This window comes from Jeotgalibacillus proteolyticus, from assembly GCF_050107735.1.
Lineage (GTDB): Bacteria > Bacillota > Bacilli > Bacillales > Jeotgalibacillaceae > Jeotgalibacillus > Jeotgalibacillus proteolyticus_A.
Window position 1 is genome coordinate 430,890 of the sequence record NZ_JBNILO010000001.1, and the last position, 23,138, is coordinate 454,027.

Consider the following 23,138-nt stretch of genomic DNA (forward strand, 5'->3'; position numbering starts at 1 on the left):
GTGGAATGAAGACGGCGATCGTGACGGATAGTACGGCGTATATACCAAAACAAATTCGGGATGAGCTTTCGATTCATATGATTCCATTGAGTGTGATTATGGCTGGGAAAATGTATCAGGAGGAGGTTGATCTGACGACTGAGGAATTTTACGACTCGGTGCGTGTGGAGAAGGATCTTCCTACAACCTCGCAGCCGGCAGTTGGTCAGTTTGCGGCTCTTTTTGAGGAGCTTTCAGCGGAGTATGACGAAGTGGTTTCCGTCCATTTATCAAGTGAGATCAGCGGAACGTTTTCCGGTGCTGTTCAGGCGGGGGATATGGTGGAGAACATTCGCGTGTATCCGTATGATTCAGAGATTTCCTGCATGGTGCAGGGGATGTTTGTGTTAGAAGCAGCTCAAATGGCCAAGCGCGGCTGCTCAGCGGAAACGATTGTGGCGTATCTAGATGAACTGAAGGAAACGACTCGTGCCTATTTTATGGTGGATAATCTCAGCCACCTTCAGCGCGGCGGGCGTTTATCGAATGCACAGGCGATGATTGGCAGTCTGCTACAGGTGAAGCCGCTGCTGCATTTTGTCGATAAAAAGATTGAACCATTTGAAAAAATCCGTACACGCAAAAAAGCGATGAAACGGATGGTTGACCTATTGGCTGAGGATGCAAAAAAATATGATTATCTTCAGGCGGTCATTATTCAGGCCAATCGTGAAAATGAAGCGCATGAATGGAAGCAAGAGCTTGAACAGCAGCTGCCGAATGTCATGTTTCGAATCTCACATTTCGGACCGGTAATCGGCACTCATTTAGGCGAAGGCTCTATGGGTCTTGGCTGGATGAAAAAAGAGTAAAACCGGGAGAGCGGCGGGAGTCGTTCTCCACTTTTGCCCTAAAAGGAGGTTATTTATCTGAATACATGTCATGTACCACCTCACCTTCGCACGGTCCTCTCCGGCAGGCAGCTTTTAAAAGACGAGGTTCTCCGTTTAGTTACTCCTCAGGAAGTAGAGCAACATCTTCAATCAAACCACATTTTCTTCACTCCATCTATCCAAAAGAAAAAGTACACTTACCGCTGTATGCGCTGCTTTAATGAGCAGTCCCATCTTTTTTACGAACAGCCATGCGCCAGATGCAACGCTCCGTGCACCTATTGCAGAAACTGTATTAACATGGGCAAAGCGTCTTTTTGCAATCCTATTGTCAAGTGGTCTGGACCGGAAGATGAGACCCTGAAGCCGCTTCAGCAGCCCATCTTGCAATGGGAGGGAACACTGTCCATTCCTCAGCAAAAAGCCTCGGATCAGCTTGTCCGTTCAGTTGAAGAGAAGAGGTCAACGCTCGTTCATGCTGTGTGCGGAGCCGGAAAAACAGAAATTTTGTTTCAAGCTGCAGCCCATGCGCTTGAAAAGGGACAGCAGGTTTGTATCGCAACGCCAAGAAGGGACGTTGTTCAGGAATTGTTTCCGCGCTTTCAGCAAGCATTCCCTACAACACCTATTCAAGCCCTTTTTGGGGGAAGTGAGCATAAAAACGATTTTGCCCGTCTGACCATCGCCACCACACATCAGCTTTACCGGTTCCAGCACGCATTTGACGTGATGGTGATTGACGAAGTGGACGCCTTTCCTTATAACGGAGACGTCACGCTGCAAAGGGCAGCGCAAAACGCGAGAAAATCTGAATCAACCCTTATCTATCTTACCGCCACACCTGCTGCGCCACTCCTGCAGGAAGTAAAAAAAGGCAGGCTGCAGGCCATTGTGATCCCCGCCAGATACCACGGCTATCCATTGCCCGTTCCGGAAACCAGATGGCTTGGAAACTGGAAAAAATCGATTGCTAAGAAGCAGCTGCCGTACAGTTTTAAAAAATGGATTGAAAGCAGACTCGCCGTAAACAAACGCATGATGCTGTTTATGCCAGATATTCCAACAATGCTCGCGGTGGAAAAGCTGCTGCAGGACTATACACCGAACCTGGAGTCGGTCCATGCCAAGGATGCCAAAAGGGGTCCCAAGATTGACAGGATGCGAAAGAATGAGCTTGATATCCTGCTGACCACCACCATTTTAGAAAGAGGCGTCACATTTTCGAATATTGACGTAGCCGTGCTTGGGGCTGAAAAGGCAATATTCACAGAAAGTGCGCTTGTGCAGATTGCGGGAAGAGCAGGACGTGACTTCCGCTATCCGAGCGGCATCGTCGCCTTTTTCCATTTTGGTCACACAGAAGCAATCGTCAAGGCGCAAAAGCACATCATTCGAATGAATCGTCAGGCCGAAAAAGACGGACTGCTTAAGGAGGGGAAACATGAACCGCTGTTTAAGCTGTCATGAACCCATTTTAATGGAAATATCCTGGAGTGATCTTTTTACACCTCGCAAGCAGACTTCTTTATGCAGCGAATGCATGAGCCTGCTTCAGGTGATCCGTCATGACTCGATCTGTACCATTTGCTCAAGACCCCTTGCGGAACAAACCTTCTCCTGTAAAGACTGCCTCAAATGGGCAGAACACCCTGTTTACAGCAGTGTCCTACATCAAAATCGATCGCTTTACATTTATAATGAGGGATTAAAAGAGCTGATCAAACGATTTAAATACGATCGGGACTATGCCATCGCAGGCTGCTTCGGTGCCCCTCTAGCTGAAGTGGTAAAAAGCATGATGCCCTACGACTGCCTTCTTCCCATTCCTCTTCACGAAAGCAAAAAAATCGACCGCACTTTCAATCAAACAGAAGCGCTGCTTGAAAGTGCGAATCTTCCTTACCGGACAAGCCTTTCCCGGATGGATAATCCTGCCGTTTCCCAAGCGAAAAAAGGAAAGCAGGACCGCCACGCTGCTTCCAATCCTTTTTGTACTGCAGAAACCTTTCATAACGAGTCGATTATTTTGATTGACGATCTATATACAACAGGAACGACGATCCGTCATGCAGCCCATATTTTAAAGGAAGCAGGAGCTGAAAAAGTCTCTTCGATCACGATTGGCCGCTAAAATAGTATTAAATTCCTAATTAATACTACCTACTTATAAAGGTTATGTTATATAATGAAGAAAAACCGAATAAGGGGACTTTATCATGGCGGAATTAAGAAATTGTCCTGTATGCAATGCGATCTTTAATTTTAATGGACTTCGTGATGTGTGCTTACCATGCCATCAGGCAGAAGAGGATTTATTTCAACAGGTTTATCAGTTTTTACGCAAGAGAGAAAATCGCGCAGCAACAGTGGAACGGATTGTTGAAGTAACCGGAGCAGAGGAAAAACAGCTGTACAAGTGGGTTCGCAAGCGCAGGCTTCAGCCGGCTCAATTTCCGGGACTCGGCTACCCGTGCGATCAGTGCGGCACCTTAATTACACAGGCAAAGCTCTGCAGAACGTGCACAGACTCAATAAAAAGTGATTTAAAACTTGAGGAATCGAACCGTCTGTTTCAGGAAGCTTCCAAAAGCAATCAGCAAAAAACGTATCTTTCATCAAGAAAACAAACGTAAATATGAAAAAGGCGCATGGGACTTTATTTCTAATTTTCCCGTGCGCCTTTAAATTTTTCGAAGCCTGCCGATATAATAGGTAACAAACAACCTTTAGTAAAAAAGGAAAGCAGGTGACTTGTCTTGAAGATAAATTCGATCAATAGTGCAAATCTTAACCCCTACGCACGCCAGCAGGCAAAAGTAGACCAGAGTGATGCTCAAAAGCTTCAAAAAGCAGACAAGCTGGAGATTTCGTCACAGGCAAAGGAAATGCAGGAAAGCAGCTCCATTCAGGCACAAAGACAGGAAAAGCTTGATCAGCTGAAGCTCACGATTGAAAACGGCACGTATCAGGCCGATCCTAAACAAACGGCAGCGGATTTGCTGAAACATTTCCGCAGCTAACAGCATTTTTGAACAGCCCTTGTGAGAACAGGGGCTTTTCTTCTGCCAACGCTCATATTTAAACGCTTATTTTCTATCCCGTACAGGAGGTGCAGGAATGATGCAGGTCAACATAGATCCCGCTGTTTCAAATTTTTCAAAGTCAGAGGTCCCGGCTGCCGTTCAAAAAGGCGATATTTTTCAAGTAAGAATAAAAGAAAAGCATGCGAACGGAGAAGCTACCGTAGATCTTCGCGGCCGTGAAATGAAAGTGAAAACGGAGGGGGATCTGCCTTCATCAGGAAAAGCTTTCGTTGAAGTGACCGGCACAAAGGATGGTTTGCCTGTGGTCAAGCCTGCAGAGCCTCCTGCAAAGCAAGCGGTGAAACCTTCCGCAGATCAGCAGCTCACCTCCTTAAATGGAGGAAAGCCGGTGTCTTCTGATGTAAAAGCGGCAGTACAGATTTTGAATGATAAAGGCATTCCTGTGACAAAACAAGCACTTCAGGAACTCACTTCTTTTATGAAAAACAGCAGCGGAAATCTGGATGACAAGCTATACAGTGTAACCGCCGCAGCTCAAAAACAGCTCGATCTGTCTGCAAAGCAGCTGCATCTCGTTCACGCTGCCCTTCACGGCAAAACAGTCGGGGAAGAAGTGGGGAAGCTGCTGCAAAGTGAAGGACTTGATCCTGCGCTTCAGTCCAGGCTTTCCAACGCACCAAAGCAGCTTTACGATGCCGGAGCAGTCAAATTGGCAGAGGTTTTGCTGACGTTGTCCAAAAAATTCCCGAATGATCCTGTGCTTAAACAGCTGACTCAGGAGCTGAAAAGCGGCGCCAGTCTCAGGCAGATTGCTTCCGCATTGCAGACCGGATTTTCAGCTGAGCTGACTCCCGATTTATCTAAAAAAGTCTCTGACGCAGTAAAGCTTGAAGCGCTAATGGTTTCTAAAATGGCGGCCTTATCCTTAAACCAGCCATCTTCTTCCCTTGAGCCCCCATCCGACCCGGCACTTGATGATCTAGTTAACTTACTGCAAAAAGCGATCAGGAATGTTCAGAAAAACCCTGATATGACTGGAGTGTTAAAAGAAATCCAGCAGACGGTACTCGCTTCTGAGCATCTGCCCGCCTCGCTGTCACAATCGATTCACAAGGCTGTGGAAAAAGCGTTAGCCTCACTTGAGCAGGGACGTGAGCTAGCAGCTAGGCAGGAAGTGATGCAGGCACTTCAGCCCGCGCATATGCAGCTGAAACCGCAGAGCGCTTCAGGAGACGAAGGCTACCAGCTTTCTGAACAGCTCGCTGCCACTCTTCCTGCCCAGTCAAAGGATTTTATTGTAACAAGAATCTCTGAAAAACTGTCGCAGGCGGCGATTGATTTTAAACAGATCAAAAGGGACATTACGAGAAATCTCCAGCATATCGATCAGCAGCTGCTTTTACAGCAAAAAAGAGCGGTGACGCACGTTAAGCCGATGCTTGAATCGACCATAAAAATGCTCGATCAGGCAATTTTAAAAAGCGACTTTATGCTTTATACCGATATGGATACGGAGAAAAAGCTGCTAAAAGGAAGCTCCCAGCTTGCAGAAGCAGCGAGACTTGTGTCAAAAGGTCAAACAGCAGAGGCAGCCAAAGCAGTGTCTGAGGTTAAATTAATGATGGAAAAAATCAATTTTAAGCCGGCAGATGTGCGGGTTCAGCATATGGTGTCAACCGAGCTTCTTCAGCTTGATCCCCCGTCCCTTTCAAAGCAGGCGGCAACGACAGTCAGTCATTCCATGAACATGCTGCATCAGGAGCCAACCGGACGCCAGCTTTTTGAGCATGTAAGAGGAATGGGGTTAACGCATGAGCACGAACAGTCGCACGCTCTTTTAACCAAAGGGAAGCCTCAGGAAGAATTAAGTGCGTCGTTGAAAAGCCTGCTGTTAAAAATGGCACATGAAGATGGTGAGAAGTCCGGTGTAAAGAGTGATTCTATGCTCACTCAAATTACCGGCCAGCAATTGCTGAGCAAAACAGATGCAAACGGCCTTCAAAGCATGGTGATGACGCTTCCGTATCTTCTCGAAAACAAAGTGGAGGAATTTAAAGTATTTCTTCAATCAAAAAGCGGGGAGCAGAAGGTGGACTGGGAAAACTGCAGTCTGTATTTTCTGTTTGAAACGAAAAAGCTTGGAGAAGTGGGCATTGCGCTGACTGCCAACGACCGGATGCTATCAATTAAAGTGAAAAATGATCTGCCTGGCTTTGAAGAAAAAATGAAGCCTCTCACGTCACTCGCCAAAGCCCGTCTTGAAGACATCGGCTATGAGATTGGCAGCATTCAATTTACCAAACTGCTGAAAGAAACGGTCTCTGCTTCCTCCGAGCAAGGAAAAGAGCGATCTGCTATTCCGGCTATGACCGAGAAAGGGTTTGATTTCAGTATATGATGCCGCATTATTTTAATCAGATTGCCAGAAAAAAAGCGAGCGGTCCTTCTGCTGCTGTGATTCGCTATGATGAAAATAGCGGAGCACCAAGTGTTGTGGCGCAGGGGAGCGGTGCACTTGCGCAGCGGATTATCGAGCTTGCTCAGCAGCACGATGTTCATTTAGAGGAAGATGAAAGTTTGCTCGCCAATTTGCTCGATATTGATCTTGGCGACAGCATTCCTCCTCAGCTGTATTCTGTTATTGCAGAGATGCTGATTTTAATCGAGGAAATGGAAAAAAACTATTAAACAACCGATTCTCCAGCCGATATACAAGATAGGCAGGAGGAGAAGAGATGAACTTTCTAACAAAAGAATTACTTTACCAAAAATCTTCACAGGAACTGACTTCGTATCTTTATGAAGCAGCGATCACTCAATTAAAGGATGCGATCCAGTTAATTGAGCGCAAGCAGTTTCTGGAAGCCAATAAACGAATGCAAAAAGTAAATGACATTATGCGCCGTCTCGGAGCAGGACTAAATTATGACTCCGGCATCATAGCCGATCAGCTGGATGCGGTGTATAACTACATAGCGCAAAAAACCATTGAAGCAAACATAAAAAAGGATGCGCAGGGGGCAAAAGACATGCTCGCTATTCTTGAAGAGCTTTCTGCAGCGTGGACTGAAATTTTAAAAACAAAGCCAGCAGCCGTAAAGTCGACCGGTAAAATAGGAACCTCTCAATACGAAAAACACATCATGGTGCAGGAGCGCAATCTGAATCCAATGGAAGCGGGGAACTAACAGAATGAGAATTAATCATAATATACAAGCGTTAAATGCCTACCGTAATTTAAATCAGACCATGGGTGCAACATCGAAAAGTCTTGAAAAGCTTTCTTCCGGTCTTCGGATCAACAAAGCAGCAGATGACGCTGCAGGACTTGCTATTTCTGAAAAAATGCGTTCTCAAATCCGCGGCCTTGATATGGCAGAGCGTAATTCCCTTGATGCGATTTCTCTTGTGCAAACTGCAGAAGGCGCCCTTTCTTCCACTCATGATATTCTTCAGCGTATGAGAGAGCTGTCGATACAGGCGGCAAATGGCACACTTGAAGAAACAGACCGTGAAGCAATTCAGTCTGAAATCAATGAATTAACGTCAGAGATTGATCGTATCGCAGACACAACGCAGTTTAACCAGAAAAAGCTGCTAAACGGCTCTGATACAGGAAGAGCTTTTCTTGAAACGACAAACGCACAAATTGATTACAACGGTCTTGGTGAATTTGGCGGAACGGTAACAGCAGCACCAAGTGAGCCGGCAAGTGTAACGCTTGATTTTCCTTTGTCTGTGGGTGAATTAACAGATGAAGAAATTGAAGGCAAAACCTTTACGATTAATGGAAAAGTATATGAAATTGATAATGAAGAATCTGCGACAGCTGGCTTAACTGCTTCGGGCAATATTGCTGTAAATGTTGATGGTTGGAATGAAGCAGCAGGCACGGATAGTGAGAAGGCTGCCAATATAAATAATCTGGCAGACGCTTTAGAAACAGCTGTACAGACAGCTGACCCAAGCTTCACTGTTTCAAAGAGTCCTGCTTCTAATTTAGCAGCGGAGGACGATGGAGATATCAACCCGGCTGCATTAACCTTCTCCACACTAAACCCAATGTCGCCAAAAGAAGCAGCCGAGCTTTCGGTTGAGGTAGATCCTGCACTGACAGGAGCGGAGTGGACAAATCCATTTACCGGTGGACCGGCAACTACATTTCAAGCGGATCCGGAAGCCGCTTCTTCAGAACGGGTGAGCTTAACGTTCAGTGAAACACCAAAAGAAGGCGACTCGCTGAAGCTTGACGGCTTAACAATCAATTTTGGCAAGCCGGCCGTTCCGTATACAGGCGGAACAGCATCCGTCACGATTGACCCTGAAGGCAAGGATCTGGCTTCAGTATTAGAGGAAATTGACGGGGTTGTTGGTTCAGCCATAGCAGATCCTGCGACAAAAGCACCGGCACTTGATGAAACGTTCTCTGTTGTTGGCAACACATTAACAGTCGGAACGATTAAAACAGATGACGGGGCAGCGAATGGTCTTGAAATTGAATTTAAAGACAGCGATTTTGTCGCCAATCAAGGAAAAGCGCTGAGCGTTGACTTCCAAATTGGCGCCAATGAGCTTGAAATGCTGACGCTTACTGTCAATCCAATGGATGCAGCGAAGCTTGGCATTGGACGCACAGCGGACGGCACCTTCCTAACTGCTTCAGGTGTGAATGCTTCTCAGGGCGTCAGCGTCATGACAACGGAGGATGCTTCAAGAGCCATTACCTTATTTGATCAGGCGATTCAATCCGTTTCTGAAGAACGCAGCAAGCTCGGTGCGGTGCAGAACCGTCTTGATCACACAATTACGAATCTGCAGTCAGCCAATGAAAACCTGACGGCTGCTGAATCACGAATCCGTGACCTAGATATGGCGAAAGAAATGTCGACGTTCACGAAAAATAACATCTTAAACCAGGCCGGACAGGCGATGCTTGCACAAGCCAATCAGCTTCCGCAGGGGATTTTGCAATTGCTTCAATAAAGCTTTGAGAGGGAAGAGCCATGGGAGTATAGGCTTCTTCCCCTTTTTCATGTAAGCCCTTATGATAGAGGGAACGATTACAAGTGGAGTGATAAAAATGGAAATTCAGCGCATTTCAAAAACAGGACCGGCTAAAGCTTCCGCAAAAGCCGAAACAGCCAAAGAATCCACCTCGTTTTCAGAAGTGATGGCAAAAAAAAGAGGCAGCACGCTCATTGATAAAATGACCGCCATGTCCAAGGAAATTGAAGATCAGGGAAAAGTACTCGCAGAATCCCGTTCCGTGGAAGACTTAAAAAAATATAAAAAACTCGTGAAGCAGTTTATGGAAGAGGCCGTCGGCAACGCGCTTCAGCTTGAAGACCAGCGCGGCTTTAACCGCAGAGGTCGAACGAAGGTATATAAAATCGTCAAGGAAGTGGACAAGGGCCTGGTTGACCTGACCAATTCCGTGCTCCAAAAAGAGCAAAAAGGCATTGATATTTTAAGCAAAATCGGCCAGATTCAAGGCATGCTGATTAATGTGTACACGTAATTGGGGCAATTGCCTTAAAAGCATTAACTAATCCTCCAAAGAACCGATATACAAAAGAGAAGCATGATCACTTTTTGACCAAAGGAGAACCCAATGATGGGATCATCACTAATTGACTTACTTGAAAAAATGCTGAAGCTGCATAAAAGTTTGCAGCAGATTTCCTTAAATAAAACGGCTGTCATTAAGGAAGGAAATCTGACTTCCTTAACAGCCTTGATGCAGGAAGAACAAAAGCATATCCATGCCATTAACACACTCGAGCAAAAACGCATCGGACTGATGACAGAGCTGACCGGCAAAAAAAGTGCAGGTCTTCAGGAAGCACTACCCCACATAGAAGAAAAAGAGCACGAACCTCTTTTGCGCATGCAGGAAGAAATGCTTGCCGTGCTGACAGCGCTAAAAGAAACCAACACACTGAATCAGCTTTTGCTGGAGCAGTCGATGCAGTTTGTTTCGCTGAATATGGACCTGCTGATGCCGAGCGCCGATGGGCAAACCTACGGCAATCGAGGCGACGATCAATCAAATGAAACGATCAAGCCGCTTTTTGACTCACAAGCCTGACCCGATTATCTGACTACACTGGAGGTTGAAGAATGTCTACTTTTCACGGACTCGAAGTTGCAAGACGCGCCTTGAATACTCAGCAAAGCGCTCTGCACACAACAGGTCATAATATTGCCAATGCCAATACACCCGGCTACTCAAGACAGCGTGTGAATTTTACGCCGACTGAGGCCTTCCCGACGGCTGCCATGAACCGCCCGCAAATTCCCGGACAATTGGGAACGGGCGTAGAAGCAGGCTCCATTCAGCGAGTCCGCGAGAGCTTTCTCGACGATCAGTTTCGTAATGAATCCAATAAACTGGGCTATTGGGACGCGCGTGCAACCTCCCTCAGTAAAATGGAGGACGTGATGAATGAGCCGACCACAAACGGATTGTCAGCCGTTATGGGAGAATTTTGGCAGTCGCTTCAGGATTTATCCGTCAATCCGGAAAACACAGGCGCCAGAGGAGTCGTGCTTGAACGCGGCCAGGCAGTGGTGGACACGTTTCATTACGCCAGCGATTCACTTAAAACCATCCAGAAAGACATCGGCAGTGAAATCGGCATTGGCTTAAAAAGCGTCAATTCACTCCTAGAGCAAATCAGCGGATTAAACAGCCAGATTGCAGGTGTTGAACCGCACGGCTACCTGCCCAATGATTTGTACGACAAGCGGGACGCACTAGTGGACGAGCTTTCACAAATGGTAAAAATCAATGTACAGAAAACACCTTCAGGCGGAAATGACCTGAAAATCGCTGAAGGCGTTTATAATATCACGCTTGTGAGCGAAAACGGCAAAGAACAGCCGCTTGTCACAGGAAACCGGTTCAACCAGCTTGGATTTGCGGATGCAAACGGCAGAATGGCGGATCAAACGCCGGAAACCGTTACAAATCTTCAGCTTTTCACAAGTGAAGGAACAGCACTGAACACATCTTTGCCGTTTGCCAATGAAAATGGCACGATTCAATTTGCTCAAGGCAAGCTCCGCGGCATGATCGAATCCTACAGCTACAGTCATACAAACGCCAATGGCGAAACCGTTGAAAAGGGACTTTATCCGGATATGCTCAGCGACCTCGATAAGCTCGCTTTTACCTTCGCGAACGCCTTTAATGCCGTTCATGAAAAAGGAACTGATCTTCAGGGAGAGCCAGGTAAGCCATTTTTCGAACTCGCAAATCCCGCTTCTTATCAAGGAGCAGCAAAAGGGATCCAGCTGGCTGACCTCAATCCACAGGATATCGCAGCTTCCATGTCCGTATCTGAAGACGGAGAAGTAAACGCAGGGAACGGGCAAAACGCCATTAATCTTGCCAATATTCAAAGCATGATCTTGTCAGACGGCGCCCTGAAGCTTGAAGGAACAGACGAAACGATTGATCTTCCGGGTTTAAGCGCGATCGAAAATGGATCCCTAAATGCCTTTTATGAAGGAATGGTCGGACGTTTAGGCGTGAATGCGATGCAGGCAAATCGGATGGGACAAAACAGCCTCGTGCTCACTGAGTCGGTGGAAGAAAAACGTCTATCCGTATCCTCGGTTTCACTTGATGAAGAAATGAGCAATATGATTCAGTTCCAGCATGCCTACAATGCCGCTGCACGAAGCATCACGATGGTGGATGAAATGCTTGATAAGATTATAAACGGAATGGGCTTAGTCGGAAGATAAGGAGAGTGATCAACCATGCGTGTGACTCAATCCATGCTGTCAGGGAATATGATGCGGAATTTATCCTCCAGTTTTGAAAAAATGGGGAAATTCCAGGATCAGATTGCCACACAGAAAAAAATTAACCGCCCGTCAGACGATCCGGTTGTCGCGATGAAAGGCATTACCTACCGTCGCAATATGATCGAAACGGAGCAGTTTAAACGAAATTATTCTGAAGCGTATAACTGGACCGAAAATTCAGATGCCGCACTCGATAAAACAGGCTCCGCGCTTCAGCGTGTCCGTGAGTTAATCGTGCAGGCAGGAAATGATACGTATGACGCTGCACAAAGAAAATCAATCAGCGAAGAAATCGACCAGCTGAAAGAACATTTGGGCGAGCTTGGCAACACGAAGTTTGGAGACAAGTATTTGTTTAATGGAACCAATACACTCGAAAAGCCGATTGATCTGTCCCAGGACCCTGCCAAGGTATCTGCAAACGCTGAATCGGTCGACCTGGAGCTGTCAAAAGGCGTATATATTTCCGTCAATGTAGACCCAACCGCTGTTTTTTCATCTGACCTTTTTGATGACTTGGATTCTCTTATTGCCGGACTGAATGATCCTGATACAGAGGGCAAGGATATCAGCGGCTTTTTAAATCAAATGGACGGACATATTTCAAATGTCACTGATACAAGAGCAAACTTAGGAGCCCGCCATAACCGGGTGGAATTAATGGAAATTCGTGTTGGAGAACAGGAAGTGACCGCAACAAAAATCATGTCTGAGAACGAAGACATTGATTTTGAAAAGGTGATCACAGACCTTAAAGTACAGGAAAGTGTTCACCGGGCTGCACTGTCGATCGGTTCACGAATCGTTCAGCCTTCTTTAATGGATTTCCTTCGTTAAGATAAGATTCTGCGCCATGAGGTGAATGCGATGCAAATTCCGCAGCTACAAATGCAAACCACAACTGCCAAGATTGGTATAAGCTCTACCAAAGCGAGCCAGTCGATTCAGCAGCCTTCCGCCCAGCTTGATCTGGAATCACCGAAGGCGCAAATGACGATCCGCACGACACCCGGCAGATTAACGATTGATCAGTCACAGGCATGGGCGGCGATGGGACTGAAGCGCACTACGCAGCTGATCCGGGAAGCGGCAAACAACGGCATGCAGGAAGTTCAGGCCGGGATGAGCCGAAGAACAAGTGAAGGCAATCAGCTCATGGAAATTGAAAAAGGCGGCCGCGTCATTCAATCCATCGCCGCACGCAACAGCAGCGGCCCTGAGCAGTCCTTCAATATCGGGTTTATCCCGCCGCCTTTTAGTGTTAAGGTAAGGTATCAACAGGGAAGCACTCATATTGACGCTTCTCCTCAAAAAGTCATCAACCGGACACGCGCTCAAAAGCCTATTATCGACCATCAGGCAGGAGATGTGTCGATCTCCATGAGACAGCGTGAATCACTCCACATACGTGTCGTCAATACGGAAATTTAACAAAAAGGAATGGGATGCATGACAACACTTGAAACAAAATACCATGGTCAGATCGAAGCCAACCAGGAGGAATTCTGGTTTTTTGAAAGCGGCATCCCCGGATTTGTGGACGAAAAAGAATTTGCCCTGATTGCGTTTCCTGAAAACGATGTGTTTCACGTGCTGCAATCCACTTCAACGCCGGAGCTCGGATTTGTCGTCACCAATCCGTTTGCCTTTGCCACTGATTATCAATTTAAACTTGATGACTCAACAGTGAGTGCCCTGAGTCTTGAAAATCCGGAAGACGCTCTAGCCCTCGTCATTTTAAATGTACAGGAACCGTTTGAAAAGACGACCGCTAATCTGCAGGCACCGCTGATCTTCAACACAGCCAACCGCAAAGCAAAGCAAGTCATTTTAAACGACAGCGGCTACCAAACACGTCAGCGAATTCTGACCCCCGCTGAAGAAAAGGAGTGACCGCGCATGCTCGTATTGACAAGAAAAACCGGCGAAGCCATCAAAATTGGCGACGACATCGAAATCACCGTCATCAGCTCTAGCGGCGACCAGGTAAAACTCGGCATTCACGCCCCCAAGCACGTCGACATCCACCGCAAGGAAGTCTACCTGAACATCCAGGAAGAAAACCAATCTGCCTCCGTAGGCGTCGCCGATGTCTTCAACCTCATACGAAAACCGTAAGCTGCCCCCTAACCCGGTGCAGCTTTTTTTATAGATGAAAAAAGTCCCGGAAAAACAAAAAAACTTTTAAAAAAACTATTAACAACTCCCACCAAGGTCCGATATAAGTAGTGTAAGCAAAAAGACAGCGGCGCCGCTATCGGATTGCTCGAAAAAACCAACTCGCGAACAAGGACGTTTGCGACACATTCAGGGAGGAAATTACAAATGATTATCAATCACAATATCACAGCTCTTAACACTCACCGTCAGCTTTCAAGTGCTACTAATGCGCAGTCTAACTCAATGGAGAAATTGGCTTCAGGTCTTCGTATTAATCGTGCTGGTGACGATGCTGCTGGACTTGCAATCTCTGAGAAAATGCGTGGACAAGTACGAGGCTTAGAGCAGGCTTCTAAAAATGCTCAAGATGGTATTTCTTTAATTCAAACGGCTGAAGGTGCTCTTAACGAAACGCACGATATTCTCCAACGTATGCGTGAATTGGCTGTTCAATCCTCAAACGATACTAATACCGATGAGGACCGTGCTGAATTGCAAAAAGAGGCTGCTCAACTAGTTGAAGAGATTGATAGAATTGGAACAAACACACAATTTAACACTAAGGATATTTTAGCTACTGACCAGAGTCTAGATATTAATATTGGTTCGAATTCAGGCCAATCTTTAACAGTAGAATGGAAATCTCAAATTAGTACAGCTTTAGGAGAAGATGCTGTTGACATCAGTGCATTAAGTGTAGGAACTAAAGCTGATGCACAAACTGCTATGGATACTTTAGATGATGCAATTGCATCAGTTTCTGCATCACGTTCTCAAATGGGTGCGTATCAAAATCGTTTAGAGCATTCTATTAATAACTTAAACACTTCTTCTGAAAACCTCACAGCTGCAGAATCTCGTATCCGTGACGTTGACATGGCTAAAGAAATGATGGAGCAGACAAAGAATTCAATTCTTTCTCAAGCTTCTCAAGCAATGCTTGCTCAAGCTAACCAGCAGCCACAAGGTGTTCTTCAACTTCTTCGTTAATTTTAGGTTTTTTCCAAAAGACTTCAGCTCAGCTGGGGTCTTTTTTTATGTGTGCCGGGCAACTTTCAAGGTTACAGAAAGTAAAGGAGACAGAGATAGAAGGAATGATGGAACTGCCTAATCATTTCTTTGTTTGATTAACGTGTTTCATCCTTTTCTAGTTTTTTTATGCGTCTTTGCATTAACAGTCGCATTTTAAGTGTTGAGCGCCATTCCTGTACGCGGACTATTTTTCGGTGTCAGCCTGTGCAGTGCGATCATCCTGACTTTTTCAAACTGGACCTTCAATTAAATGAACTAAAACAGAAAGCAGCCTAGCTGTTATAAGAGAAACTCCATGGAGGTGTTGAACCCTTTATGGAGTTTTTTAATGGAGGAGTTTGAGGGAAAATGCAGAATGTATTGGATAGGCTACTCAATTCAAATATTCGCTTGCGGTCCCATTATTTGAAGTAATCAATCGTGTTTAGTAGTGCTTTAAAATACGAAAGGGCGGTGCATTATGATGACCCAGGAAGGTCAATTAAAAATTTGCGACAATGGACATCAATTTTATAAAAGCAGCGATTGTCCGACTTGTCCAATCTGTGAGAGAGATCGAAAACCGGAAAGTTGCTTTCTTTCACTCCTGGCAGGACCAGCCAGAAGAGCATTGGAAAACAACGGAGTGACTTCTTTAAAGATTTTATCCACCTACAGTGAAAAAGAAGTGTTGAAGTTTTATGGAATGGGTCCCGCATCCCTGCCGAAACTTAAATTGGCTTTGGAGGGGGTGGGGTTATCTTTTAGGAGTGAGTAGATCATCAAATTTTTTGGTTGGAGTTCTGAGGTAAATGTCTTAAAAAGTGGCACTAATACTAAAAGCACCTGTCGCTCACAAAAGGCAAACAGGTGCTTTACTTCGTATTCATTTGTTAAATGGTGTTTTTAGGGAAATCAGCAAGATACGTATCAAGCATTGCTTTATCTTTTTTATCGTTCGGTTTTTCATCTAAATATTTATATTTCCAAATAATCATTTGATCGCTAAAACTATATTCCGTTTCAAACCAATCTGTATAATCATAATGTAATTTAAAAGCTCCGCTACTCTCAAGGGTCATCGTGTAAGAATACCAAAGTTCTTGTTGATTATCTTTAAAAACTTGTCTAAGATCCTTACTTAGTTTATACAATAGATCTTCTTTTCTTTCAAATTCATCTTCATCAATTTGAAATTTTGATGGGATTTCTAGACTATACATATACTTGTCGTTTTCACGTGTATTATAAAAAAAGTAAGTACCTCCTCCATTTTCTGATATTTGAGCATAAAGATAAAACTTCTTCCAATCTTCCGGAATCATTTCATTTACGGTTTCAGCAATTTCTTTGTATAATCTATCCATCTCTTTTTCCATATTCAATCTCCTATTCTATTTTCAATTGTTTTTTTAAATATTCCTTTTCCTTCAATTTCATATGTTACTTTAAATGAATCTGGTCTTAGTGAACTTCCGATGAATACTGGTTTAATTTTCACAGATACTTTTTTTGGTGGAACCTCTTTAAGAGCATTTGCCCACTCAGTTTCCATCTTAAACCACTCTCCACCTGAGCGATTTATGTGCTTATTCTGAGCGAGCAAATTATCAATATCTCCCGAACCACGAAATTGAGTTCCTATCAAGTGTCCACCATCATCATTTAACTTCCGATGCTCATGCCCTGCTACTAACTGCATTGCTGGATTTCTCTTTCCTTTTCCTAATATTAGTTTATCAGCTTTTACATCTGCTATTCTGCCGAGTTCATCTGTTGTATATTTATAATTTTCCTTAGTTACATAGCGTACATTAGGAGTCAATTCTTTCCTACCATTTTTACCTTTTACAATATGAGTACCAAAATTCTCGCCTGCTATTTCAGTTAATTTACTATCTTTACCGTTACCCCTAACCCCAACCCCCAACACATCTGCCCCATTACCCTTAACCATTTTCATCCCAGCGCTAAATGGAAGCATGGAGCCCATCATGAGCGTTTCGGTTCTTTGTTCTGCGGTGACTTCGTTGCCAAGGAGGTCCTGGCCGAAGAAGTAGCCGGATAAGCCGTTGGCGCTGACGAGGCCGTAGATGCCTTTTTCTGCGTGGGAGACGCGGGTGAAGGCTTGGGTGTTGGATTTAAAGGCGGTCAGTGGCGCGGTGGCTGCTTTTGATCCTTTGGAGACTGCGAATACGGCTTTTCCGCCCTTGGCTACTTTGGAGGCGGGTCCCAGAATCGGGACAATGCCTGCTGCGGCCCAGGCAGCTGCGGCGGTTCGTTCAGATGCGCTGAGCTCCCGGCCGGTGACAGGGTCGACGCCGGTTGATGCTCTCACTGTATCGTAATAGCCGGAAAACTCGCCAACGAAATTTTTGGTGCCGTCCAGAAATTTTTGGAGGCCGGAGCGGGCATCAAGTTCGGCTTGCCGTGCCTGAGCTTCGCGTGCTTCGTGCAGCTGTTGTTTGTGCTGAATGTATTCGGTGCTGCGCTGCTGGGATCCTTCAATGGCAGCATGCGCTTCACTGTTTTCATACGCGTGCACATTAAAGGACATGGGCGAGAATGTCCCGTTTTGCGTGGTGGCTTGAAGCAACCCTTCAATAAGAGCAAGAATCAGTGTTTCAGATTCCACCGACAGTCCGTACTCGTCTACCAGAACCTGGTCAAGCTCTTCCATTTGCTCAACTGTGTCATCCCGCTTGTTTTTAGCGTCCTGCATCGACAATTCAATTTGGGCAGGGGAGTAGGCTTCCAGTGACACGAGATCCCGGATGCGCGAGAGGATTGCGGATAGATCCTCGTGCTGCTGCTGAATCATGTCCGCTGTTCGTTTGTGAGCCGCATTCAGGTCGTCTTCCAGGAAAGGAACGTCCATCTTCGTACTGCCGCCGAGCTTACGGTCTTCTGCCATTGCTCCGACATCTTCCATAAACGCAATTTGCTGCTCCACCAGCTGCAGCCACATGTCCACGACGTCGATTTGGGCGGTGAAAAACCCTTTAATGGCTTCGGCTGCTTTTCCTTCAAACGCTTCGCCAAGATCCGTTACGGCTCTCATTTTTTCCCGTAAGACGTCCAGACTTTCGCGGTAGGTGACGTACTGATGTACACGCTCTTCCATCGTTTCTTTTAAAGCGGCTGCGTCATATCTGACTGTTTGCGTCATCGCTTCACTTCCTTTAGTTTCTACTATTTTCCTTTATTGTAATGAACAACATCCATCCGCTTCAACTTTAAATAGGAAAAGACTTGAAAATAGGCTATTAGTCACAAACAGAAGGCCTTCTTCGTTCGTCTTTTTTAAAAAGAACCTCTACTTTTCTCTAAAAATCGTTAATGATCTGCCAAATAGGCCGATATAAACAAAAAGAACCCTAAAAGGCGGGTGCCGAGTATGGAGAAGGTTATGTCATCTTTAACGACCAGGGAAATTGCTTCACAGTCATTGCCTCAAAATGCCGCAAAGGTAAACGAAGGAAAAGAAAGTTCTGCAAAAGAAATAGTGGAGCTAGATCATGGACCAGGTTTTGCTTCACGCATTGATACCACAAAGGTAGATAAAATTGTGAAAAGCATGAATGAGTTTTTAGCGGCCTCTCCAACGCCTACACATATAAAATTTGAATTTCATGAAGGCTTGAAGGAATATTACGTCACCGTGGTGGATGAAGTGACAAAAGAAATTGTGCGGGAAATCCCGGCAAAGCGAATGCTTGATATGCACGCATCGATGACAGAATTTTTAGGATTGCTGGTAGATAAAAAGATCTGAGGGAAGTGAAACCAAATGAGTATGAGGATTAACGGACTTGCAAGCGGCATGGATATTGATTCGATTGTGAAAGAGATGATGAACGCTAATCGGGTGCCGCTCGATAAACTGACACAGCAAAAGCAGTACACAGAATGGCAGCGGGATGATTACCGTGATATGAACCGGAAAATGAATGATTTCAGCAATCTTATTTTTGATACGGTGCTGCGGCCTTCAACCTTTTCACAAAAAACCGTTACGAGCTCTTCGCCTGACGTTTCCATCAGAAGTCTTTCTGCAACAAGCGATATGGGCGGGACGATCAATGTCAGCCAGGTGGCGCGTGCGGCGACTCTTCGAAGTGAACCGGAAATTGGACTTGATCCTGCTGCCAAGCTTGGCGCTGCAGGAGATCCTGAACAAACGATCACGATTCAAACAATCAACGATCAGGGAGAGCTTGATCCTGAAGGCTATACCTTAACGTTTAATCCAGCTGAAGAATCGATGAATTCGTTAATTGAAAAAATTAATAAAAACGCGAACGTCAATATGTTCTACGATTCATTTACAGATACCGTTTCTATGTCGTCCAAACAAACCGGAAAAGTAAAGGGCGGCGATGAAATTAAGCTGACAGGAGACTTTTTTGCGAGTACCCTGAAGCTTGATGAAGCCAATATTGTTCCCGGCCAAAATGCCAAGTTTACTTACAACGGGCTTGAAACAGAACGATTTTCCAATAAGTTCACGTTAAATGGCTTTGAATTTACCATCAATGAAGCCAGCAGCAAGGACATTCAATTCAACTCGTCGCCTGATACAGAAAAAATCTTTGAATCAATCGTAAAATTTGCTGATGAGTACAATAAACTTATTGACGAAATCAGCACGAAAACGTCTGAAACTAAGTACCGGGATTTCCCACCTTTAACAGATGAACAACGCTCTGAATTGACCGAAAAAGAAGCTGAGCTGTGGGATGAAAAAGCGATGAGCGGAACGCTGAGGGCGGATGCTTCCCTTAATGGCGCTCTAAACAAAATGCGTCAGGATTTATACAGTACTGTTGAAGGACTCAGCGGGGCAAACCGCCTTTCTGAATTCGGCATTACGACTTCAACAGACTATCGCGAAGGCGGCAAGCTCATCATTGACGAAACAAAGCTGAGAGCCGCAATTTCTGATAACCCGACAGCCATTTATGATGTGTTTGCAAATGACAGCACTGTCAAGGAAGAACAAGGTTTAGCGAGAAGATTAAGAGAAACGATTTCTGCCACTAGAGACGATATTATAGCCAAAGCAGGCCGGGATACGAGTGTAGGGAATACCTATGCCATTGGCCGAAATCTTGAGAATATGGATGACCGGATCGACCGGTTTGAATCCAGACTGGCGATGCTTGAGAGCCGCTATTACAAACAGTTTTCAGCGATGGAAGTGGCGATTCAAAAAGCCAACCAGCAATCCTCCTATCTGATGCAGTCATTCAGCGGAGGCATGTAAGTTAAGCGTTAAAAGGAAAAAGGAGTGTCAAAATGGCTATTCATAACCCCTATGCTGCCTATCAGCAGAATTCTGTCACGACAAAAAGTCCAGGCGAGCTGACTCTTATGCTCTACAATGGCTGCATTAAATTTATTCAACAGGCCAAGCTTGCGATTGAGGATCAGAATATAGAAAAAAGAAATGAATCGATTCAAAAGGCGCAGAAAATCATTCAGGAGTTTATGGTGACCCTGAATATGGATATTGCGGTGTCACAAAATATGATGGTGATGTATGACTACATGAACCGCCGCCTGATGGAAGCGAATATCAACAATGACCTTGCCATTCTTGAAGAAGTGGAAGGCATGGTGACAGAGCTTCGCGATACATGGAAAACGGTCATCCAGACGCAGCGTCAAAAGCAATTTGGTGCAGGAAATCAGGCATGAGTGCAGTCGAACAATGCCTTCGTTTAACCAAAGCGATTTATTCCATTCTGCTTAACGGAAAGAAGGAAAACCGTGAAGAGTGGATCGATCAGGTGAATGCTCTTTTTGATGAAAGAGAAGAGCTTTTCCCGCAAATCAATGAGCCTTTTTCCCCTGAGGAGCGTGAAATGGGCAACCAGATTGTCAGCTTAAACAGCCGCATACAGGAGCTGTTAGCAACCAATCATATTGATTTACAAGATGAAATGTCGAATCTGCGATCAAAAAAGACTAATATGAAAAAATACATTAATCCATACGATCAGGTTAATCGCGACGGCACTTTTTACGATAAGCGAAATTAATCAAGCTGCCTTTGGGAGCACTGAATCATACTCTGTTTTAAAGAGTAGATTTGGTGCTTTCAAAGGCGATTTTTTTTGTTTAACGATTTATTTATAACCTGGATTTATTAAAAAAATTAAAAGAAATCCTTTTCCAACTATAAGTCTGATATGATAATAAATGGAAACCATTTTAACTCATTATCTATATTCCTGGCAGACTTCAGATTTATTCGTCGTACGATAATCCTATGACTGATCTGTTTAAGGCAAAAGGAGTTCTTTATGATTGAAAAAAATTACCCCATGCACATTGCAAAAATAGTATTTAGCTCATTGGTAAAATTGATCGTGATTGTGATCAGCATCTGCAGTATTGCCTCGCTGCCTTATCTGCTTACATCAAGCAAAGTGGGAGAAGCTGCTGTTGGGTTTTTCCCTGTTAATTATATGCAGGAAATAGCCGCAGCACTGATCGGCCTATTCAGTTTCTATGATCGGGAAGAAACGACCGTTCGCGGTGTTCATATTGATATAGGCTATATGCTGGAAGCCTATCAATACTCCATGTCTCTTTTACTCATGTCATTAGGCATTGCTTTTGTGGTCGTACTGATTTTCACGTGTTTGTATCATTTGCTAACCTATCGCATGAAAAAGCTCGCAAAGTGGATTTTGGTATTTTTAGACTGCATCCCTGATGTGATCTTGATTTTGATTTTCCAATTAAGCGTCATCCTGTTATATAAAGAAACCGGTTTTAAGCTGCTTCAGCTTTACGGGATCGGAAATGATGTTTACTTGCTTCCAGTGATATGTTTAAGCATTACGCCGACTGTGCTTTTGTTGAAGATTTCTTTACGGATTCATGATGATGAACAAAGCAAGGAATACATAGATTTTGCCCTATCTAAAGGGCTTTCACGGCAATACGTTTTTTTGATTCATGTGTTAAGAAACATCTTTTTTTCGATCACCAATCATGTGGGCTTAATTTACTGGATGATGCTTTCGGGGCTGATCGTGATTGAGTATTTATTTGTTATCCAAGGTTTTACGATGATTCTTTACCGCGCAAATGACAGCTCCATACTGGCTATTGCGATTATGCTATTTTTAATTCCCTATGCACTCTTGCAGTGGATCTTTTCCCAGATTGATAAAAGGAGAGTGAATGATGAAAACTAACTCAAACACTCTTTTTTATTCGGTTTTAGGCCTGCTGCTGCTTTTGTTAGCTGCCAGCTTTGTCTATGAATGGGGATTTGAAGAGGGGGTGGAACCGGTTAACATGAAACCGGATGCTGCTGGAGAGATGGTCTCGCCTCCGTATCCGCCTTCGCTCGATCATCCGCTTGGAACGGATCGAAATGGCAATGATTTAAGCTTGAGAATTTTAAATGGAGCAAAATATACGTTGATTTTTGTGTTTGGAGTAGGCCTGCTGCGAGTCGTATTCAGCATTGTGCTTGGAGCACTGTTGACGTTTACGTTGAAACCGGTCAGAAAACTCATTGAAACCTTTTTGCAGCCGTATATCAATATACCTGCATTTATTTTGGTGTACTTTTTGTCATTCGCTTTTATCTTGATAAATGAAACACATGGAATGGTACCGCTGATGTCCTTTCAGTTCCTCGTTTTAACGCTGGTCGGTATTCCGCCTTTGATGATGGTTCTTTCAAAGGAATTTGGAGAAATATTAAAAATGGAATATATACATGCCTCGTTTCAGCTAGGTGCTTCAAAGAGTCATATTGTATTAAAGCATATCATTCCCGTTCTTAGACCCCGATTGATGATTGTTCTTTTGCAGCAAATGATATCAGCCCTGATCTTGCTGCTACATCTGGGCGTCTTTCAAATTTTTATCGGCGGTGAATTAGAAGGAGGCATTATTGGGGCAGATGAGGATCTATCTCTTTCAAAAGCTGGTGAATGGGCAGGAATGGTAGGGCAAAGTATATCGGATTTAGTCACTGCACCTTGGGTTGTCCTAGCGCCAAGCCTAGCCTTTGTCCTACTGATCTTATTGCTGAATATCATGATTAGACAAGTAGATGCTAAAATCGTTTAGAAGGATAATGTTGAAGATAGGAAAGGGGAACTGGCAAGGAAATGAATCGGAGAGAGGTGGAATATTCTCTCTGAGATCTATTATCCTCCTATCCATTTGGCAGAAACGCACACGTCTGAATGGTCTTTCTTATTGA

At 44.7% G+C, this 23,138-nt stretch carries 26 protein-coding genes; 24 read left to right on the top strand and 2 right to left on the bottom strand.

Annotation, left to right across the window (positions count from 1 at the left end):
- Positions 1–5: 5 nt before the first annotated feature.
- The 18 genes from ACQCT8_RS02225 to ACQCT8_RS02310 all read left to right on the top strand — a co-directional run bounded on the left by ACQCT8_RS02225 (position 6) and on the right by ACQCT8_RS02310 (position 15,680).
- Positions 6–851: a DegV family protein gene (locus ACQCT8_RS02225; protein ID WP_426868056.1), complete on the top strand. Its 846-nt coding sequence runs from the start codon at positions 6–8 to the stop codon at positions 849–851.
- 321 nt (positions 852–1,172) lie between these two features.
- Positions 1,173–2,339 carry a DEAD/DEAH box helicase gene (locus ACQCT8_RS02230; RefSeq protein ID WP_426868057.1) on the top strand — a complete coding sequence of 389 codons (1,167 nt, stop codon included), beginning with the start codon at positions 1,173–1,175 and terminating at the stop codon, positions 2,337–2,339.
- On the top strand, positions 2,314–3,003 hold the full coding sequence (locus ACQCT8_RS02235) for a phosphoribosyltransferase family protein (protein WP_426868058.1): 690 nt from the start codon (positions 2,314–2,316) through the stop codon (positions 3,001–3,003). Before ACQCT8_RS02230 ends, ACQCT8_RS02235 begins: the two co-directional genes overlap by 26 nt.
- Positions 3,004–3,088: 85 nt before the next feature.
- The gene (locus tag ACQCT8_RS02240; protein ID WP_426868059.1) at positions 3,089–3,505 is read left to right on the top strand and encodes a TIGR03826 family flagellar region protein; all 417 of its coding nucleotides are present in this window, start codon (positions 3,089–3,091) and stop codon (positions 3,503–3,505) included.
- A 123-nt stretch (positions 3,506–3,628) separates the two neighbouring features.
- Positions 3,629–3,892: a flagellar biosynthesis anti-sigma factor FlgM gene (flgM, locus tag ACQCT8_RS02245; RefSeq protein WP_426868060.1), complete on the top strand. Its 264-nt coding sequence runs from the start codon at positions 3,629–3,631 to the stop codon at positions 3,890–3,892.
- A 97-nt stretch (positions 3,893–3,989) separates the two neighbouring features.
- Positions 3,990–6,314, top strand: coding sequence for a hypothetical protein (locus ACQCT8_RS02250; protein WP_426868061.1), 2,325 nt, complete (start codon positions 3,990–3,992; stop codon positions 6,312–6,314).
- On the top strand, positions 6,311–6,604 hold the full coding sequence (locus tag ACQCT8_RS02255; protein WP_426868062.1) for an EscU/YscU/HrcU family type III secretion system export apparatus switch protein: 294 nt from the start codon (positions 6,311–6,313) through the stop codon (positions 6,602–6,604). Before ACQCT8_RS02250 ends, ACQCT8_RS02255 begins: the two co-directional genes overlap by 4 nt.
- A gap of 47 nt (positions 6,605–6,651) precedes the next feature.
- Complete coding sequence (gene fliS, locus ACQCT8_RS02260) at positions 6,652–7,104, top strand: flagellar export chaperone FliS (protein ID WP_426868063.1); 453 nt, start codon at positions 6,652–6,654, stop codon at positions 7,102–7,104.
- A 4-nt stretch (positions 7,105–7,108) separates the two neighbouring features.
- Entirely contained in the window at positions 7,109–8,899 is a 1,791-nt protein-coding gene (locus ACQCT8_RS02265) for a flagellin (RefSeq protein ID WP_426868064.1), read from the top strand.
- 97 nt (positions 8,900–8,996) lie between these two features.
- Positions 8,997–9,434, top strand: a complete 438-nt coding sequence (locus ACQCT8_RS02270) for a YaaR family protein (protein WP_426868065.1) — start codon at positions 8,997–8,999, stop codon at positions 9,432–9,434.
- A 96-nt stretch (positions 9,435–9,530) separates the two neighbouring features.
- Positions 9,531–10,004, top strand: coding sequence for a flagellar protein FlgN (locus ACQCT8_RS02275; RefSeq protein ID WP_426868066.1), 474 nt, complete (start codon positions 9,531–9,533; stop codon positions 10,002–10,004).
- Between the two features lie 32 nt (positions 10,005–10,036).
- A complete protein-coding gene (flgK, locus tag ACQCT8_RS02280; RefSeq protein ID WP_426868067.1) occupies positions 10,037–11,668 on the top strand; it encodes a flagellar hook-associated protein FlgK in 1,632 nt (543 codons plus the stop codon).
- Between the two features lie 15 nt (positions 11,669–11,683).
- On the top strand, positions 11,684–12,568 hold the full coding sequence (gene flgL / locus ACQCT8_RS02285) for a flagellar hook-associated protein FlgL (RefSeq protein WP_426868068.1): 885 nt from the start codon (positions 11,684–11,686) through the stop codon (positions 12,566–12,568).
- 30 nt (positions 12,569–12,598) lie between these two features.
- Positions 12,599–13,162, top strand: a complete 564-nt coding sequence (locus ACQCT8_RS02290; protein ID WP_426868069.1) for a DUF6470 family protein — start codon at positions 12,599–12,601, stop codon at positions 13,160–13,162.
- A gap of 18 nt (positions 13,163–13,180) precedes the next feature.
- On the top strand, positions 13,181–13,624 hold the full coding sequence (fliW, locus tag ACQCT8_RS02295; RefSeq protein WP_426868070.1) for a flagellar assembly protein FliW: 444 nt from the start codon (positions 13,181–13,183) through the stop codon (positions 13,622–13,624).
- Positions 13,625–13,630: 6 nt separating this feature from the next.
- A complete protein-coding gene (csrA, locus tag ACQCT8_RS02300; protein WP_426868071.1) occupies positions 13,631–13,849 on the top strand; it encodes a carbon storage regulator CsrA in 219 nt (72 codons plus the stop codon).
- A gap of 207 nt (positions 13,850–14,056) precedes the next feature.
- A complete protein-coding gene (locus tag ACQCT8_RS02305) occupies positions 14,057–14,881 on the top strand; it encodes a flagellin (protein WP_426868072.1) in 825 nt (274 codons plus the stop codon).
- Positions 14,882–15,383: 502 nt separating this feature from the next.
- Positions 15,384–15,680: an RNA polymerase alpha subunit C-terminal domain-containing protein gene (locus ACQCT8_RS02310; RefSeq protein WP_426868073.1), complete on the top strand. Its 297-nt coding sequence runs from the start codon at positions 15,384–15,386 to the stop codon at positions 15,678–15,680.
- Between the two features lie 115 nt (positions 15,681–15,795).
- Here the strand turns inward: ACQCT8_RS02310 and ACQCT8_RS02315 are convergent, their stop codons facing one another.
- Together ACQCT8_RS02315 and ACQCT8_RS02320 are read right to left on the bottom strand one after the other, a co-directional pair.
- Positions 15,796–16,281 carry an antitoxin YezG family protein gene (locus ACQCT8_RS02315; RefSeq protein WP_426868074.1) on the bottom strand — a complete coding sequence of 162 codons (486 nt, stop codon included), beginning with the start codon at positions 16,279–16,281 and terminating at the stop codon, positions 15,796–15,798.
- Between the two features lie 2 nt (positions 16,282–16,283).
- A complete protein-coding gene (locus ACQCT8_RS02320; RefSeq protein ID WP_426868075.1) occupies positions 16,284–18,071 on the bottom strand; it encodes a DNA/RNA non-specific endonuclease in 1,788 nt (595 codons plus the stop codon).
- 228 nt (positions 18,072–18,299) lie between these two features.
- Here ACQCT8_RS02320 and flaG point away from each other — a divergent pair, with 228 nt between their 5' ends.
- The 6 genes from flaG to ACQCT8_RS02350 all read left to right on the top strand — a co-directional run bounded on the left by flaG (position 18,300) and on the right by ACQCT8_RS02350 (position 23,002).
- Positions 18,300–18,677: a flagellar protein FlaG gene (flaG, locus tag ACQCT8_RS02325; protein WP_426868077.1), complete on the top strand. Its 378-nt coding sequence runs from the start codon at positions 18,300–18,302 to the stop codon at positions 18,675–18,677.
- A gap of 15 nt (positions 18,678–18,692) precedes the next feature.
- Complete coding sequence (locus ACQCT8_RS02330; RefSeq protein WP_426868079.1) at positions 18,693–20,168, top strand: flagellar hook-associated protein 2; 1,476 nt, start codon at positions 18,693–18,695, stop codon at positions 20,166–20,168.
- 32 nt (positions 20,169–20,200) lie between these two features.
- The gene (fliS, locus tag ACQCT8_RS02335; RefSeq protein ID WP_426868081.1) at positions 20,201–20,602 is read left to right on the top strand and encodes a flagellar export chaperone FliS; all 402 of its coding nucleotides are present in this window, start codon (positions 20,201–20,203) and stop codon (positions 20,600–20,602) included.
- A complete protein-coding gene (locus ACQCT8_RS02340) occupies positions 20,599–20,946 on the top strand; it encodes a hypothetical protein (protein ID WP_426868083.1) in 348 nt (115 codons plus the stop codon). The genes fliS (ACQCT8_RS02335) and ACQCT8_RS02340 overlap by 4 nt, the downstream gene beginning before the upstream one ends.
- Before the next feature lie 264 nt (positions 20,947–21,210).
- On the top strand, positions 21,211–22,113 hold the full coding sequence (locus tag ACQCT8_RS02345) for an ABC transporter permease subunit (protein WP_426868085.1): 903 nt from the start codon (positions 21,211–21,213) through the stop codon (positions 22,111–22,113).
- Positions 22,103–23,002 carry an ABC transporter permease subunit gene (locus ACQCT8_RS02350; protein WP_426868086.1) on the top strand — a complete coding sequence of 300 codons (900 nt, stop codon included), beginning with the start codon at positions 22,103–22,105 and terminating at the stop codon, positions 23,000–23,002. Before ACQCT8_RS02345 ends, ACQCT8_RS02350 begins: the two co-directional genes overlap by 11 nt.
- Positions 23,003–23,138 lie beyond the last annotated feature (136 nt).